Below are 17,596 nucleotides of genomic sequence, written 5' to 3'. Positions count from 1 at the left end.
ACAGATTGCAGGTAAAATAATGACACGCCCAATGAAGATATCTTACTTTGCCTTTTCAGTTATCTTCGTGGGCTGTAGCAGTTATTTGAAATTGCCGATGAAGTATATCTTCGTTTTGCAGACATATTTATTGGCGGAATAGGACATTCACAAGGAAAAAACAATAGTCATAAATAAGACACTCACGACAATCCTTCTATCTCCCCATTCACAATATCAATGTGTAGGGCTTGTGGCTCTTTGGGCAATCCCGGCATACGCATAATCTCGCCAGCTATCACCACCAGCATCTCAGCACCGGCATTAAGAACAATGTCACGCACATGAAACTCAAAGTCCTTCGCCACACCATAGAGCTTGGGGTCAGTGGAAAACGAATACTGAGTCTTGGCAATACAGATGGGGAATTTCTCATAACCCAGTGCTTCAGCTATCTTGATTTTCTTGCGCGCCGTGATGCTGTAAGTCACTTCAGCGGCACCATACAAGTTGCAAGCCACTTTCTCTATCTTTTCCTCGATGCTATCGGTATCTTCGTATGCAAGACGCAGAGGCTGTGAAGGTTTATTCTCAATGGTGTCCACTATCAGCTCTGCCAATTCCATAGCTCCGGCTCCACCTTCGGTAAAAGCATTGTTAACGGCAAAACCCACACCCATCGTGGTACAATGGCGACGGATAGCTTCAATTTCCTCTTCCGTATCGTTGGCGTAACGGTTAAATGCCACTACAATCGTCTGACCGAACGAGCGCAGGTTCTCAATATGCTTGTCAAGATTGGCAAAGCCTTTTTCCAATCCTTCCAAATCTGGCTCCTTGATTTTGTCAAGACTCACGCCGCCGTGCATTTTCAATCCCTGCGCCGTAGCTACAATAACGGTCAGCTTGGGTTGCAAGCCCGACTTACGGCACTTGATATCGTAAAATTTCTCTGCTCCCAAATCCGCACCGAATCCGGCTTCCGTAATCACGTAGTCGCCAAAGGTCATCGCCAACTTGGTGGCCAAGATGGAATTACAACCGTGAGCAATGTTGGCAAAAGGTCCCCCATGAACAAATGCCGGTGTGTGCTCAGTGGTCTGCACCAAGTTGGGGGATATGGCATCCTTCAGCAATACGGTAATAGCTCCTGCCACTCCCAAGTCTTTCACCGTAAAAGGTTTGTTATCAACGGTGAAACCCAGCAAAATATTCTCGATACGACGACGCAAATCCGCCTCATCTGTTGCCAGGCAAAGGATAGCCATGATTTCAGATGCCGGAGTGATATCAAAACTTGACTCCCGGGTAATGCCATTGGTTTTTCCTCCCAATCCCGTCACGATATAACGCAAACCGCGGTCGTTCACATCCAACACACGATTCCACAGCACTTCCTTCATGGCAAAGCCGTTATCGCGATTCTGATACATATAGTTATCCAACAAGGCAGCAATCATATTATGTGCCGAGGTAATGGCATGGAAATCACCCGTAAAATGAAGATTGATTTTGTCCATCGGGAGCACCTGTGCGTAGCCACCTCCAGCAGCACCGCCTTTCATTCCGAAACAAGGACCAAGCGATGGCTCACGTAAGGCACAGATGGCTTTCCGTCCAATGCGATTCAACCCCAAGGCAAGTCCAATAGAAACCGTAGTCTTTCCGATACCGGCCTTGGTGGGCGTGATGGCTGTCACCAGTATCAAGTTGCTCCGCTTTACCTTCTCTTCATCTATCAATGTTTCGGGCACTTTGGCAATGTATCGCCCGTAGTTCAAAATCTCATCTCCGGGTAACCCGTAACTCCAAGCCACCTGCTTGATTTTCTTCAGCTCAATGCTGCGTGCTATTTCTATATCCGACTTCATATTTATATCATATATTCTTGTTCATCAAAATTATCCAAGACCTAGAAACTGTTTTGAATCTCTACAAAAAGCTTTTCCCATCTTGATGTTTCCGTTTTCGTGTGTGCTTTGGACAATTGGGGGATTCATTCCAATTTTCAAAACGGGACATCAGGCATAGGAGCACCAAAGGGATTCTCCGACTGAGGAGGTATATCAGCAGGAGTAGGAGGCATATATCCTTGGCTTCCACCACTATTTATCTTCGAACGAAGTACTGGCGAAGTATGTTCCTCTCCTGGCATAGGCACAATCAGGTCATCATCAGGATTCTGAAAACGTGCATACTCTGCCCGGAAACGGAGAAGCACATCTCCGACGGCACCGTTACGGTGCTTGGCAATGATAATCTCTGCCATTCCATGCAAATCATTACCTTTCTCGTCCTGATAAATCTTGTAATATTCAGGGCGGTGGATAAAACACACCATATCTGCGTCCTGCTCGATGGCTCCTGATTCCCGCAAATCGCTCAACTGAGGACGCTTACCATCAATGCCTTCACGGTTTTCTACACCACGATTCAGCTGACTCAATGCAATAATAGGAATATTCAATTCCTTTGCCAGTCCCTTAAGCGAACGGGAGATTGTACTCACCTCTTCCTGTCGACTTCCATACGACATACCACTGGCATTCATTAACTGAAGATAGTCGATAATAATCACTTTCACATCGTGTTCACGCACCAATCTCCGTGCCTTAGTCCGCAATTCGAAAACAGAAAGCGAAGGTGTATCATCCACATAAAGCGGGGCATCATACAATTCTTTTATTTTATAATCAAGCTGTCCCCATTCATAAGGAGCCAATTGCCCGCTCTTGATTTTCTCACCAGGTATTTCACATACATTCACTATCAAACGGTTCACCAGCTGTACGTTACTCATTTCGAGCGAAAACAAAGCAACAGGAACTTTATTATTGACCGCCATATTTTTCGCCATCGAAAGTACAAACGCCGTCTTTCCCATTGCCGGACGGGCTGCAATAATGATAAGGTCGGAATTCTGCCATCCTGACGTCATTTTATCAAGTTGGTGAAAGCCACTGGACAAACCGCTCAGACCATCTGTACGTGCTGCTGCTTTCTGCAACATTTCATATGCTTCTTGAATGACAGGATTAATCTGTGTGTAGTCCTTCTTCATATTTTGCTGGGAAATCTCAAAGAGCTTTCCTTCGGCCTCCTGCATCAAGTCGTCTACATCCTGTGTTTCATCGAAAGCTTTGGTCTGAATGGCGCTGGTGAATGATATCAATTCACGTGCCAGAAATTTCTGAGCGATAATGCGTGCATGGTATTCGATATGGGCAGACGAAGCCACTTTACCACTAAGCTGGGTGATATAAAAAGGTCCTCCCACCTCTTCCAGATTGCCTCTTGAACGCAGCTGCTCGGTCACCGTAAGAATATCAATCGGCTTCTGTTGGATAGCAAGGTCAGTTATAGCTGCATAAATCAGCTGATTACGATGTTCATAAAATGATTCAGGACGCAATATTTCACTCACCAGTGAATAAGCATCCTTTTCAATCATCAATGCCCCCAATACCGCTTCTTCCAGCTCGGGTGCCTGAGGCTGGAGATGTCCATATTCATCCACCGGCTTGGTCTTTACAGCCTTCGGGATGCGCGTCGTTCTTCGTACTTCTGCCATTATCTTCTTTTTTGAGGATGCAAAGTTAGAAAAATAAATCGAACGCAAAGATACAAAGACACAGAGTTTTTATTTTTGCTTCTGCAAAAGCCAAAAAACATAACATCCTTGACTTTATATTTTGCGTCCGATCTATTATCCTCAAAAGACTTACAGCAGTTCGAACGAAACCGTACCGCGTATATCCGCAGACGATGCGCCGATATACGCCTTGAACTTACCCGGCTCCGCTACCCATTCGTGACGCTTATCATCGAAGAATTTCAAAGCATCGGGAGTAACGGTGAAAGTCACTTCTTTTTCTTCACCCGGACGAAGAGCCACTTTTCGGAAGCCTTTCAGCTCCTTTACAGGACGAAGCACGGAGCACTTCTCGTCGCCGATGTAAAGCTGGACAATCTCCTTGCCGGCTACCGTTCCCGTATTCTTTACTTTTACCGAAACCGTAAGGCTTCCGTCTTGATTCATCGCCTTAGCCGAAACCGCCGGTTTGCCGTATTCGAAAGTCGTATAGCTCATCCCATAGCCGAACGGGAACATCGGTTCGATTTTCTTGGTGTCATACCAGCGGTACCCCACAAGAATGTCTTCCTTATATACTTCACGGATGCTGTCGCCCGGATAGCAAAGCGCATCGAAAGCGTGGGCTGGGCAGTCCTCCAGTTTCACAGGGTAAGAGAAAGGAAGTTTCCCACTGGGATTGACTTCGCCGCTCAGCACATCTGCCAACGCATTTCCGGTAATCGTACCCAAATACCAAGTCTGCACCACAGACGGAACGTCATCGAGCCACGGCATCGCCACCGCATTCCCGCTTATCAAAACGACTACCATATTCTTGTTCACTCCGAGCAACGAACGAATCAGTTCATCTTGCCCGAAAGGCAAGTTGTAGGTAATGCGGTCGCCCGCCTCGCAATCCTGCTGATGGTTTTTGTTCAGTCCGCCTACATAAATGACCAAGTCGGCTTCCTTCGCCTTTGCCACGGCATCCTCACGCAACGAATCCATCACCGCCTGCGGAATCTCTTCCACATTGCCATACATCGGACGCCCTGCCTTATAACCTTGCGCATACGTCACATTGCCGTATTTTTTACGCAGACCGTCCAAGGGAGAAATGAAATCTTTGGGCTTCAGTTCCGAAGAGCCTCCTCCCTGCATCAGGTTGCGCACCGCATTGTCGCCTACCACAAGGATGTTTTTATACGCGCCGGGGACAACCGGAAGCAAGCCTGCCTGTTTTTTCCCGTTTCCGTTCTTCAGGAGCACTGTCCCCTCGGTTGCCACTTCGTATGCCACCTGATAATGCGCCGGCGAAGCCATCGAGCCGAAAGACTTTTTGCGGTTCATCGCCGTGCGGAAAATCAGACGGAGCACGCGCCCTGCCTTGTCATCGACCACCTCCATCGGAATCTTGCCTTCTTTTATCATCTTCAAGTAAGCTTTGCCCAAATAATAGTCATCATAACCGAACTCCGACTCCGAGGTCAATCCGTTGGTGTAAGAGCCCATTTCGAGGTCAAGCCCGTACATGGCGGCTTCGTACGTATCGTGTGCCGCTCCCCAGTCGGTCACCACACACCCGTCGAACTTCCATTCGCCTTTCAGAATGTCATTATTCAAAAGCTTGTGATGCGTGGCGTGCGTACCGCGTACTTTATTATAAGCTCCCATGATGCTCCATGCCCCGCCCCGCTCTACCGCCGCCTTGAATGCAGGCAGATAGATTTCGTACAAGGCACGGTCGCTCACCTCCACATCGATATGCCCGCGCCACAATTCCTGATTGTTGAGCGCGTAATGTTTCACGCAAGCCGCTACTCCGTTCTTCTGCAACTCCTGAATGTAAGGCACACACATCTCGGCGGCGAGATAGGGGTCTTCGCCCATATATTCAAAATTACGTCCGTTCAAAGGCGTGCGGTATATGTTCACGCCCGGTCCCAGCTGCACGTCCTTGCCACGATATAAGGCTTCTTCTCCCAATGCTTTTCCGTATTTGCCCGAAAGTTCAAGATTCCATGTAGCAGCAAGGCATGTCAATGCCGGAAAAGCCGTACAACTGTCGCTGGTCCATCCGGCATATCCCCAGTCGTTCCAATTGATTTCGGCACGTACCCCGTGAGGGCCGTCGGAATACCACAGTTCAGGAATGCCCAGGCGCGGACATCCGGGCGAACTGAATTTTCCCTGCGCATAACTCAGGCGTGCCTTTTCCTCTACCGTCATCCGGCTCAAGGCATCCTGCACGCGCGCTTCTATCGGCTGGCTGTCGTCCAAATATACCGGAAGCGTTTCCACCGTTTGCGCCATCGGTGCAGACAGGGATAACGCCACACCTGCACATATTGTCAATAATTGTTTTTTCATGGTTTTCTGTTTTATAATTTTATTCTGCTGTTATCGATACTTCTGCATCACGCAAGCCATCGGAAACCGCCTTCAGGCGGGCACCTCCGGCATCTCCCGTGTTTTGCAACACCACGAGGCACTTGCCGTAAAAAGCCTTGCGCTTATTGTCCTTGAACCGCTCCATCGAAATGGGGCTTCCGTTATCCACTCCGGCTATAAAGGCATTGCCTTCTACCTGAAAACGGACCAAATTGTCGGCGTTCGGACACAGATTGCCATCCTTATCCAAAATCTCTACCGTTACGAAACTCAAGTCACGCCCATCGGCATACAAGTTGGAACGGTCGGGAGTCAGGCGGATTTGGACAGGAGTTCCGGCTGTACGGATTTCTTTCTCGCCTACTACCTTGCCTTCTTTACGTGCCACCACCTTCACGCTTCCCGGCTCGAACTTGACACGCCATGCCGCATGCAGGCAATCAGGAGTCTTCGCCTTCACGCCTTGCGACTTGCCGTTGACAAAAAGTTCCACCTCGTCGGCATTGTTGTAATAGCACCACATATCAATATCCTGTCCCGGCGTCCAGTTCCAGTGCGGGAAAAGATGGAGCACAGGCTTGTCCGACCACTCCGCCTGATAGAGGTAATAGGCATCCTTCGGAAATCCGGCAAGGTCGACGATGCCGAAATACGAGCTGCGTGCAGGCCATCCGTAAGGAGTAGGCTCGCCGATATAGTCGAATCCCGTCCACACATATTGCCCGCTGATGAAAGCATTGTCACGAATCAGCTTTATGGTTTCCTCATGCGTGTTTCCCCAAGGCACATGGCAATTGTCGTATGCCGAGCAAGCGAAAGTCGGGTCGTAATACGGCTTGTCCCAACGGTCGGGACAAACGGTAACCTTATCGCTCGGCATCCGGTAATACCCACGTGTGGCAAGAGCCGAATTGCTTTCGGTGATTATAAAAGGCTTGTTAGGGAAATTCTTAGGTACATCGGGAATATTCGCGTTATGATAATTGTACCCGATAATGTCCATAGCTCCCGACTTGAACAAATGGTTTGCCGGATTCGGTTCATTGCATCCGGTCGTAATGGGACGTGTCTGGTCAAGTGCCTTTACAAACTCAGCCAGCCTCTTCGCCAGCAATGAATTGACACTCATCTCCCCTTCTTTTGCCAACATATCCGCCGAATGCCCAAAGTTCAGAATCAGATTCGCTTCTTCCAGACTTAACGTATCGGCTTTGGCATCGCTCCACTGCTCCAACACTTCGTTACCGATGCTCCAAATAAATATGGAGGGATGGTTGCGGTCGCGCAAGATGAAATCGCGCAAATCCCGTTCATACCACTCATCGAAATAGCGGGCATAGTCGTGCGAGGTCTTCTTCTTGCGCCACATGTCGAACGCCTCATCCATGACGATGAACCCCATCCGGTCGCACAAGTCGAGCAATTCGGGCGCAGGAGGATTGTGCGAACACCGGATGCCGTTGCATCCCATCTCTTTCAAGATTTCCAGCTGGCGTTCCATGGCACGCACATTGACCGCCGCTCCCAAGCATCCTAAATCGTGATGCATGCATACCCCGTTTATCTTCATCGGTCTTCCGTTAAGGATAAATCCCTTTTCGGCATCAAAAGAAAACGAACGGATACCTACAGGCGTTTCATAACGGTCGACCTGTTTCCCTTCTTGTACCACTTCGGTCAATAAGGTATATAAATAAGGTGTATCAATATCCCACCGTTCGGGATTCCCGACCTTTAGCTGTTGCGAGACCTCGGTTTCCTTCCCGGCTTCTACGAAACAGTCCGTTTCTCCACTTGCAACGATAAGCCCTTCCGCATCCAGCAAAGAAGAATGCACCTTCACCTGAGCAGGCATAGCTGATTCATTTGCCACACGGGTCTGAATATCCAAATCCGCCTGCGCATCACTCACCTCACTCACCGTAGCATACGTTCCCCATTCAGCCACATGCACCGCACCGGTCTTCACCAGCCATACATTCCGGTAAATGCCGCATCCCGAATACCAGCGTGAATTAGGCTGTTCGGAATTGTCCACACGCACGGCAAGCACATTCTTTTCGCCCCACTTGAGATGCGGGGTAAGGTCGTAACTGAAAGTAATGTATCCATACGGACGATGCCCCAAAGATACGCCGTTGAGAAATACTTCCGAATTCATATAGACCCCGTCGAACACGATACGGAACTTCTTGTCCGCATCGGCTTTATCGGGGACAAAGGTCTTACGGTACCACCCGATGCCTCCGGGCAAAGCCCCTCCGCCTGTACCGGACGGATTATCCTGACTGAAGTCGCCCTCTATCGCCCAATCATGAGGCAAGTCGAGCGCACGCCACGCCGTATCAGCAAAACCGACTTCTTCCGCTTGCGGTTCGTCTCCTAACAGGAAACGCCAGCCGTCGTTGAAGTCTATCTTCTCACGGACTTTTTCCGGAGATGCCGCACACGAAGCTAAAAGCAGGCAACATACTCCGCATAAAAGAGAAGCTAATTTCTTCACCATTTTATCTTAATTAATTATTGAAACGCAAATTCCCGCAGATTAACGCAGATATCATTATTATAGTAGAACAAAATTGTTTTGCGAAAGATTGACTATAATTAATCTGAGGAAATCCGCGCTAATCTGCGTTTCACACAATCATCACATTTATAATTTCACCGAAACTTCTTCGCCTGTATAGTCCACCGTTACACCTTTGGCATTCAAGTCGAAAGGCTGTGCCTTATCGGGATTCACCTTTACCACGGTAAAGGTACGTTTCTCCAGCATACCGGGGAATGAACCCTCACGCTTGCCGATGGTCAAAGTCTTTTCTTCCTCATCGTATTCCATCGGAATCATGGCATACTTACCCTGCTCGTAGTTGTAGTTCACACCTTCGTCTTCGTACAGCGTAAACTCTCCATCGGCACCTTGATATACATAAAGTACAATGCGATCTGCCGGTTTTTCATCGGTATATTGCATATCCTCACCGAACGGAACGATAGAACCGGCACGTACGTAAAGCGGTACACGCTCGTAAGGAGCTTTCACATCTGCCTTCACACCACCCTGCTGGAACTTGCCGGTATAGAAATCATACCAACCTTCCGCTTTCGGGAAATAAACCTCACGCGAACGGGCACCGTATTCATATACCGGAGATACCATAAAGGAAGGACCGAACATAAACTGGTCACCGATGTTATTTACATTCGTATCAGATGTGAAATCCATCACCAGCGGACGCATAATCGTATAATCCTTAAACCAGGTCATGCCTGCCAGAGAATAGATATACGGCATCAGGTTGTAGCGCAACTTCGTATAATAAACAATGGAATTATAAGCCGGATGCCCTTCTGGAGCAATTTCCCATGGCTCGCGCAACGGATACTGGCCGTGGGCACGGTACAGCGGACAAAACGCGCCGAACTGGAACCAACGCGTATTCAGCTCACGCCATTCCTTATAATCAGCATTCTCGGTCTTTGTCTCGTTCCATTGCTTCTGACCTGCCACGTAACGGTTTTCTACACAGAATCCGCCAATGTCCATCGTCCAATACGGAATGCCGCTCATGGCAAAGTTCAGTCCGGCTGATATCTGTGCCTTCATGTCTTCCCAACGGGTAGCGATGTCACCGCTCCACGTAGCGGTAGAATAACGTTGCAATCCGGCAAAGCCCGAACGGGTCAGCAAGAATACACGTTTATTGTTGTCTACTCCACGCTGGCCGTTATAGATAGCATCGGCATTCATCAAAGCGTAAGCATTGAAATATTCAGCCGAGGGACCTAATGCCGTAGGACCGCACAAGTCCTTGCGGTATTGCAGGTCGGTACAATCGCGCACGTTCGGCTCGCTGGCATCCATCCACCAGGCATCAATGCCCAACGGATAATAATGCTCGTACATCTGGTTCCAGAACAACTTGCGTGCATCGGCACTATAGGCATCATAGAATCCGTACGTATAACCCGGACCTACCCAGTCCTTCAGGCTGTCCTTTACCGATTGCTGGTACATCCAGCCCTTCTCATCAAATTCCTTGAAATGTTCGGTTGTCGTATAGAATTTCGGCCATACGGAAATCATCATCCGTCCGTGCATGGCATGGATAGAATCTACCATCGCTTTCGGATTGGGGAAACGTGCCTTGTCGAACTCATGGCTTCCCCAAGCGTTTTCGGGCCAGTGGTTCCAGTCAAGCACGATGTTGTCAATAGGAATCCGGCGGTCGCGGAACCCTTTCAAAGCACCCAGCATCTCGGCTTGCGTATTGTATTTCTCACGGCTTTGCCAATAACCCATCGCCCATTTCGGCATAATCGGCGACTTGCCCGTCAGCGTACGGTAGCCGCTGATGACCTCGTCCATATCGTCACCCGCGATAAAATAATAATCCAGTTGCCGCGTCATTTCGCTCCACCACGATTGCTTGCCCTGTTCTTTCGGGTCTACCGGACTGTATACACGAAGTCCGGAATAAGACACGCCGCCATCGGGAACCCATTCCACTTTGAGCGGCACACGCTTTCCGGCTTCCAGATTGACCAAGAACTTATAGCTGTTCGGGTTCCACGCCGTACGCCAACGTTCAGGTACCACCAGCTGGTTATCGATGTATATCTTTGTATATCCCGCATAATACAGAATAAACTTGAATTCTCCGCTTTCCGACGGTTCGATAGAACCTTCATACGTCACCTTCGAACCATAGAAAGGAAAATCTTTAGGCAAGTTCACCACATGTCCCAAATCGCCTCTTACCAGATGCTCGAAATAGAGCGAATCCTCACGGCGCACCAAGGTCTCCGCACCTGAACCTTCTGCAGGCACGTATGTACCGGTAATGGCACCTTCTTTTCCATCCTTGTCATAAAGTTTGAACACTTCCCCCAATTGTGAATAATCATTGGGATTACCGAAACGGCAGAGCGAATAACTGTCAAGCAGCACACCGTAATTCTTGTTCGATACGATAAAAGGCACAGACACCTTCGTATTGTATTGGAACAACTCCTCATTCTTACCTTTGTAGTTGAACTCGTCTGCCTGATGCTGTCCCAGACCATAGAACGCTTCGTCATCGGGCGACTCGAATACCTGCCGAATGGTATATCCTTTGGTTCCTTCCACTTCAATCGGGGTAAAGGTCTTCCCTCCTCCTTTGTTTTCTTGCAGAATCAGGTTACCGTCTTCATCGGTAAACCATACTTCACCCGTAGACGCCAGCACCGAAGCACGCACCTCATCGGTAGATACCGTAATGGTATCGCCTTGTTGCGCTACCGTAAAGGGAGTCTGCTCCGTTTGAGGAACAACAACCAGACTTTGCCGGTCGGCAAATTTCTTTTCAGGCGTTGCCGACACGTGGATAAGTTTTTCACCCATCACCTGAAAACGAACCAGACGCACATCTGTGTCGCCCTTTTGCTGTACTTTTACGATTACACCCTTGTCTGTCTCTTCATAAACGTTTCCGGAACATGCACCAAACAATAATCCGGCGAGCAGGCAACAAGAAATGTTTTTCATTTTCACCATATACCCATGTTTAAAGTTAAACAATAAAATTCTTTGATTACAAAGATAATCATTGTTCTCTCAACAAATGATTTCAAATGTTTTATACAAGGAACGTATATCATCCATTCGGGCTTCATTTGTTTCCGTATGGGGTATCATTTGTTATTTACCCTCTTTTTCCTGATAGGCAGAGGGCAAAACGCCAAATTCCTCCTTAAAGTAACGGCTGAAATATTTAGGGTTGTTAAAACCTACTTCATAGGCAATCTCCGATACATGCATCTGACTTTCACGCAACAACTGGGCTGCTCTTTTCAACCGGATAACCCGGATAAACTCAATGGGAGTCTTTCCGGTAATCTGTAACAACTTCTTATAAAGGTGCACACGGCTCATCCCCAGTTCATGGCTCAATTCCTCTACCGACAAATCGCTTCTCGAAATGTTTTCTTCCACATATTTCACTGCTTTCTCTATCAGCTTTTCATCCAAGGACGTAATGAGTATTTCGCTCGGAGCCGGGTCTATGGTCGATGTTTGTGCAGACCGATGATAACGGCTCAATTCTATCAGTTTCCGGATGCGCAACACCAATACAGTCATGTTGAAAGGTTTGGTCACATAGTCGTCTGCTCCCGTCTCCAGTCCTTTTACTTTCGATTCCACCGCCTGACGCGCCGTCAGCAGGATAACCGGGATGTGTGCCGTACGCTTGTCTCCTTTTATCAGCCTGCACAGTTCGTTTCCATCCATACCGGGCATCATCACATCACTGATGACCAAATCGGGCTGCAGTTCCTGCACCTTCGTCAAGGCATCCTGCCCGTTCGAGGCAACCTCTACCCGGTATTGCAGTTCCAGACTGTGCTGCATAAACAAACGGAAATCCTCGTTGTCATCCACGACAAGCAAAAGCGGAAAATCCTTCCGGTCGGTCGATGCCATTGCCGTCTCCTGCCCTTCATCCATAGGCACACATACCGGTTTAGGCAATTCTGCCTTTACGTCGACATGCCTTACCGGCAAGCATACCACAAATACTGCTCCCGTACCGATGTTATCAAAGACTTCCACCGTACCGTCATGCAGCCTGACAAAATCCCGCACCAGACTCAAGCCGATGCCGCTTCCCGTCATTTCATCCTGCCCCTTATGCTCTATCTGGTAAAAACGCTCGAAGATATGTTCCTTTTCACCGTCGGGGATGCCGATTCCTGTATCTGAAACCTTTATCTCGAATACGTTCGAATCGCCTTCCACATACTCCAGCATCACGGTGACACGTCCGCCCTCAGGAGTAAACTTAAAGGCATTGGAAAGCAGGTTCATCACCACCTTCCCTATCTTGTCGGCATCGAAAGCCATCGAAAACGCATCCACCCCCGAAAAGAAAGAAAACCGGATATGCTTCTTGTCTGCCATTGACAAAAACGAATTGCAGACCTCATGGATATACCCCACAATATCTCCTTCCGACAACGACAAGTGATGCCCGCTCATCTCTCCTTTCCGGAAGTCCAGCAACTGGTTGACCAACATCAGCAGACGCTGCGCATTGCGATACATCAGCTGCAACACATTACGCTGCGATTCATCCTCTGCCGTTTTCTTCAACAAATCTTCCAGCGGAGCAATAATCAAAGTCAATGGCGTACGCAATTCGTGGCTGATGTTGGTAAAGAAACGGAACTTCATCTGATTGATTTCCTCCTTCCGGGCTGCTTCTTGCTCTATCTGCTGCATGCGGAACTTTTCACGTTCACGCTTCAAAGTCAAACGCCGGGCAAACAACAAGGCACTTACACCTATAATTATATAAAGCAGGTAAGCCCACCACGACAACCAAAAGGGAGGACGCACAATCAATTTCAGTTGTGCCATCTCCTTGCTTTCATAGCCATCGCTATTGACCGCCTTCACCTTTAGTGTATAAACGCCATGATTCAGATTGGTGAATACAAGCCTGTGGATACCTGGTGGAAGCGATAACCAGTCCTTACTGATTCCTTCCAGCTTATACCGGAAAAAGGTCTTTTCCGGCAAGATGAAATTATCCGTAGCCAGTTCAATGGAAAAAATATTCTGCCTGTAATCCAATTCCACCTTACGGACCTTGTTCAAGTCTTCGGGCAATATCAGATTGCCGTCATACGTTTTGCCTACCTCCACCTCCTTGTCAAACAAGGACAGGCCGGAGAACAAGACATTGGGCAACTGCTTATTGTAACTGATTTCACTTGGATTAAAAATATTCAAGCCATACAGTCCTCCCGCCACAATCGTTCCGTTTTTCAGAGTCTTGATGGAACGCAAGTTGAAATCGCAATTCTGAAGCCCGTCTGCATTACCATACACATGCGGTTCAAACGAATAGCCTTCCTCGCCCTGCTGCAACACGTTGATATGAACCATCCTCCGGGTTGACGAAATCCACAGATTATGTCTGTGGTCTTCAGCAATCCCCGAAATCATCTCCCCTTCTTCCCTTGTAATATCGGAAAACTCTTTCAATACCTGCGATTTCGGGTCATACATCTTCAATCCTTCGAGAGTAGCAATCCATACCAGTCCCCTGCTGTCTCCAAATACCTGATTGACCCCAAAATCGTTTCTGTCTTCAGCTGCCGATGGCATCTTGCGAATTTTCCGGTCCTGCAAGTTCATAAATGCGACTCCTACCGTACCAATCACCAAGGTATTATCGGGTAAAAGGCAAAGCGAATTAATCAGGTTATCGGGCAAATCCGAATTGGCAGTTGTATAAGTCTCCATTTCTCCTGTCTGCGGATGAAAACATTGCAATCCTGCATCCAAGTAACCAATCCACAGATTACCTTCCCGGTCTTCCACCAAATCCCAAACATTGTTGCTCGACAAGCCATCTGCCATCGTGTACCGGATAATATTTCCTTTATCCAGACAATACAACCCACCGTTGAAAGTGCCAGCCCATAATTTCCCGTCACGGGTCTTCAGCAATGTAACTATCGGATTCGAACCCATCCGACGGGAACCATATTCCTCAAACTTCCTTGTCTGGATATTCCACAAAAGCAACCCGTCATCGTTAGTACCCAGCCACAGCCGTTGCGCATCTTCCTGCTCGATACACGTAATATCCCCCAAAGACTGGAAGTTAAACTTGAAGATACTTTCCCCGTAATACGAAATGCCTTTCTTGTAAGTACCTGCCCATACCAAACCGTTACGGTCGACATAAAGCTGATACACCGTATTGTGGCACAAGCTACGTTCGTCGTCTTCATGATTTGTCAGATTTACGACCTCACCTGTCTTTTTGTCGAACACGTCAATGCCTTTATATTCCTTTGCCAGCCAAATGCGTCCGGTCTTATCCTGCGCCATCGCATGTACAAAGTCTGTCTGATGTTTCCAGGGAGCGGCCAAATCATCACGCCAGCGTCCGGTTGGCACATCATATACCCACAGCCCCAACACGCTGTATATCCACACACAGTCATCAGCATCCGTAAAAAGCGAAAACTGAACGTATTTCCCCTTCGGAAGTTGAGCCGGTATATCATCTCTTTTCCATTTCAGGTCCAGTTCGTCACGCCCGATGCAGACCAGCAGCCCTGTATCATACAACAACAAAATGCCGTCACGGCACTCTCCCACCGCAGTGATTCCCGATACAGGCAAGCCGTTTTCCCGCAATACAAAGACTTTCGGCTTTTCTCCCTGCTTATACCGGTAACACCCCTCTCCGGCAACATACAACCACGTATATCCTTTCTTGTCCACATAGACAGACATTGGATTTTTAGCGTTGCTGCCCAATTGTTTCATGAAACCACTCAAATCATTGACAAAAACCCCCTTATCTTTCTCAAACAAAGCATATCCACGCTCAGTCTTTACCCAAAACATGCCTTCGGGACTCTCACAAATATTCGCTACCACATTATCGGGCAACGAATACGGGTCATTATTCAAATGCCGGAACACGCGGAAAGTATACCCATCATAACGGTTCAACCCGTTCCGCGTACCGAACCACATAAATCCGTCCCGATCCTGATAAATAGAATAAACCGTATTGCTGGAAAGCCCGTCGGCTACTTCCAAATGCTTGAACATATAGCGGTGTGCACGACTTCCGGCACATGCCAGTATAATAAACAATGCAATAAGAATCTGTTTTTTCAGCATAATAAGATGAAAGGCTTTGTTTGTTTTCGATTACAAAAGAAACAAAAAAACGAGAAAAAAGCAAGCGCACCCGTTTTTTTCTAAATAAGAAGCCACGGCTCTTTCATTTAAAACATATACAGCTGACATGCACTTACAACCAGCCAATTTACGGATTATTATTGGGCTACACGCACATCTGCTATTTACCAATTATGGAGCACAGACCTCGCAGAAAAATTCTCCTGTTGAAGAAGTAGAAGATACTTAGAAGCTGTTTTGAATTTCTCCAAAAAGTTTTTCTTGGCTTGATGTGTTCGTTTTCGTGTGTGCTTTGGGCGATTTTTTGGTCCTTTTCGCTCCTGTTCTTCGTCAGATAGCCCGCTATCTTCCTCATCACAGAAGCGAAAATGCCTCAAAAACTCATCCCAAATCATCGCACGATAAATTCAAAACAGCTTCTTATGCTGATGGTAGTAGTGCTTATTTCCATAGAAGGAGCAACAGAAGGTGGAAATTTTGAAGGTTTTAAAATCTTGACTTCAACAGTAGAAGTAGAAAATCTAAATAATATTTTAGTGTTACAATAATCAGTACCAACCGTTGTATAGAGTAATAGTGTTCATCAGATGTTATGATCAATTTTTGGTCATAGATGGACGGCGTATTGATTTTTCAGAATATTGGCCAGAACATAAGTTTAATATGGAAATAGAAGATTTACCTGCTACCGGAAATTTTGGCGTCGGTAAACAATATACTAGAGAAGTTAGCATATCATTTCTGGGGCGAGAATTTTATGCGGCATGTGTGATGAATATCTATCAAAAGAAATAGTCTTCTTACATCAAAATAAAGCAGCCAGCCCTTGCGGATTAGCTGCTTTATTTATGTGCGGCAGGTATTGCCGCGTAAGTTTAGATTGATTACAGTTTCTCAATTTCATCCGGCGTAAGTCCGGTTATTTTCGCGATGATTCCCGCCGGAATGCCTTCCGCTTTCATGCCACGGGCATTTTGGATGCTGTTTTGTCGGATACCTTCCTGTATACCTTCCTGTATACCTTCCTGTATACCTTCCTGTCTGCCTTCCTGTCTGCCTTCCTGTCTGCCTTCGCGCAAAGCATCGCTAATCAGAGTGTTTTCCACCCGCACGGCATCCCAAAAGTCATCATACCACCACAGTTGGGCATCGCTGAAGGCGGATTCTTCGATTTGCGTCACCGCCTTACTGATTTCCGGATTCTCTAATAACTCTTTGGGGGCTTGCCGCGTATGCTCGTCTATTTCCGTCAGATACCGCAACCAAAGTACCGCCATTTTCTTGCCTTTGAAATCTTGTGGCTTGAATTTGGGAAGCTCTACGAAGATGAAGCGCAGTCCTTCAATCACCTTGTCAGTATGTTCCACCTGCACGATTTTATAGTCGTGGTAAGCCTCCGGCACATCCGGCAGGAAGATGTCGTTCACCAAGTTAAGCGAATACACGGGCTGGAGCAGTTCGTATTTGCTCTCTCTGCCTCCAAGCTGGCGCACGTATGCCTTCGAAGCGTTGAACAACACGCGCTGCATGAATGCAGGAGACCAAAGCATCTGCATCTCTACCAGAAACTGCCTGCCCATTTTGTCTTTGCAGCGCACGTCTACGATGCTGTTCTTTTTCAGTGGCGTTTCCGGCACCAGTTCCGGTGTCAGGTATTCGATTTCCGCAATCTCTTCTTCGGGCTTTTCGAAAGGCAGCAAGGCATTGAGCAGGCTGATAACCAAGTCGGGGTGTTCGCCGAAAACTTTCTTGAAAGTCAGGTCGGCTTTAGGGTCCAAATATCTCATGTACGTAGTTAATTAGGGGTTTGCCACAAAGGTAATGATATATTTTATAAAATGCAATAGATTATAGCCAACCAGAAATGGACTGTGAATATCGTCAAAGCGTTTTTTGCAGGAGCGTATCATAGCCCACAGACATGAAGGCAACAGCAA

Annotated in this window: 10 protein-coding genes; 2 read left to right on the top strand and 8 right to left on the bottom strand. The window is 47.6% G+C overall.

The features are described 5' to 3' along the window. Window positions 1–182: 182 nt before the first annotated feature. The 7 genes from H9625_RS03050 to H9625_RS03020 form a co-directional block, all read right to left on the bottom strand. Window positions 183–1,850: a formate--tetrahydrofolate ligase gene (locus H9625_RS03050; RefSeq protein WP_022040175.1), complete on the bottom strand. Its 1,668-nt coding sequence runs from the start codon at window positions 1,848–1,850 to the stop codon at window positions 183–185. Window positions 1,851–1,987: 137 nt separating this feature from the next. Further along, window positions 1,988–3,550: a replicative DNA helicase gene (dnaB, locus tag H9625_RS03045; protein WP_087209908.1), complete on the bottom strand. Its 1,563-nt coding sequence runs from the start codon at window positions 3,548–3,550 to the stop codon at window positions 1,988–1,990. 150 nt (window positions 3,551–3,700) lie between these two features. Then, complete coding sequence (locus H9625_RS03040) at window positions 3,701–5,923, bottom strand: glycoside hydrolase family 3 C-terminal domain-containing protein (protein ID WP_191762968.1); 2,223 nt, start codon at window positions 5,921–5,923, stop codon at window positions 3,701–3,703. Between the two features lie 19 nt (window positions 5,924–5,942). Further along, window positions 5,943–8,450: a glycoside hydrolase family 2 TIM barrel-domain containing protein gene (locus H9625_RS03035; protein ID WP_191762967.1), complete on the bottom strand. Its 2,508-nt coding sequence runs from the start codon at window positions 8,448–8,450 to the stop codon at window positions 5,943–5,945. Window positions 8,451–8,597: 147 nt separating this feature from the next. After that, the gene (locus H9625_RS03030) at window positions 8,598–11,480 is read right to left on the bottom strand and encodes a TIM-barrel domain-containing protein (protein WP_317173068.1); all 2,883 of its coding nucleotides are present in this window, start codon (window positions 11,478–11,480) and stop codon (window positions 8,598–8,600) included. Between the two features lie 147 nt (window positions 11,481–11,627). After that, complete coding sequence (locus H9625_RS03025; protein ID WP_191762965.1) at window positions 11,628–15,638, bottom strand: hybrid sensor histidine kinase/response regulator transcription factor; 4,011 nt, start codon at window positions 15,636–15,638, stop codon at window positions 11,628–11,630. A gap of 185 nt (window positions 15,639–15,823) precedes the next feature. Next, entirely contained in the window at window positions 15,824–16,054 is a 231-nt protein-coding gene (locus tag H9625_RS03020; RefSeq protein ID WP_191762964.1) for a hypothetical protein, read from the bottom strand. A gap of 27 nt (window positions 16,055–16,081) precedes the next feature. Between H9625_RS03020 and H9625_RS17890 the strand changes: the two genes are divergently transcribed. Beyond that, window positions 16,082–16,207 (top strand): hypothetical protein, encoded by a 126-nt coding sequence (locus tag H9625_RS17890; RefSeq protein WP_262892009.1) that lies wholly within the window; start codon window positions 16,082–16,084, stop codon window positions 16,205–16,207. Between the two features lie 115 nt (window positions 16,208–16,322). Beyond that, a complete protein-coding gene (locus tag H9625_RS17885) occupies window positions 16,323–16,454 on the top strand; it encodes a hypothetical protein (protein WP_255376587.1) in 132 nt (43 codons plus the stop codon). A gap of 89 nt (window positions 16,455–16,543) precedes the next feature. Here H9625_RS17885 and H9625_RS03015 read toward each other — a convergent pair whose 3' ends face one another. After that, window positions 16,544–17,446 carry an Rpn family recombination-promoting nuclease/putative transposase gene (locus tag H9625_RS03015; protein ID WP_191762963.1) on the bottom strand — a complete coding sequence of 301 codons (903 nt, stop codon included), beginning with the start codon at window positions 17,444–17,446 and terminating at the stop codon, window positions 16,544–16,546. Window positions 17,447–17,596: the final 150 nt, after the last annotated feature.

Source organism: Phocaeicola intestinalis, from assembly GCF_014837065.1.
GTDB lineage: Bacteria > Bacteroidota > Bacteroidia > Bacteroidales > Bacteroidaceae > Phocaeicola > Phocaeicola intestinalis.
Note: the sequence above shows the minus strand (reverse complement) of the source record. Positions and strands in the feature narration are given on the sequence as shown.

Coding starts and splice junctions, on each gene's coding strand:
- H9625_RS03050 (WP_022040175.1), bottom strand. CDS start 1,850: ATGAAGTCGGATATAGAAATAGCACGCAGCATTGAGCTGAAGAAAATC.
- dnaB (WP_087209908.1), bottom strand. CDS start 3,550: ATGGCAGAAGTACGAAGAACGACGCGCATCCCGAAGGCTGTAAAGACC.
- H9625_RS03040 (WP_191762968.1), bottom strand. CDS start 5,923: ATGAAAAAACAATTATTGACAATATGTGCAGGTGTGGCGTTATCCCTG.
- H9625_RS03035 (WP_191762967.1), bottom strand. CDS start 8,450: ATGGTGAAGAAATTAGCTTCTCTTTTATGCGGAGTATGTTGCCTGCTT.
- H9625_RS03025 (WP_191762965.1), bottom strand. CDS start 15,638: ATGCTGAAAAAACAGATTCTTATTGCATTGTTTATTATACTGGCATGT.
- H9625_RS03020 (WP_191762964.1), bottom strand. CDS start 16,054: ATGATTTGGGATGAGTTTTTGAGGCATTTTCGCTTCTGTGATGAGGAA.
- H9625_RS17890 (WP_262892009.1), top strand. CDS start 16,082: ATGCTGATGGTAGTAGTGCTTATTTCCATAGAAGGAGCAACAGAAGGT.
- H9625_RS17885 (WP_255376587.1), top strand. CDS start 16,323: ATGGAAATAGAAGATTTACCTGCTACCGGAAATTTTGGCGTCGGTAAA.
- H9625_RS03015 (WP_191762963.1), bottom strand. CDS start 17,446: ATGAGATATTTGGACCCTAAAGCCGACCTGACTTTCAAGAAAGTTTTC.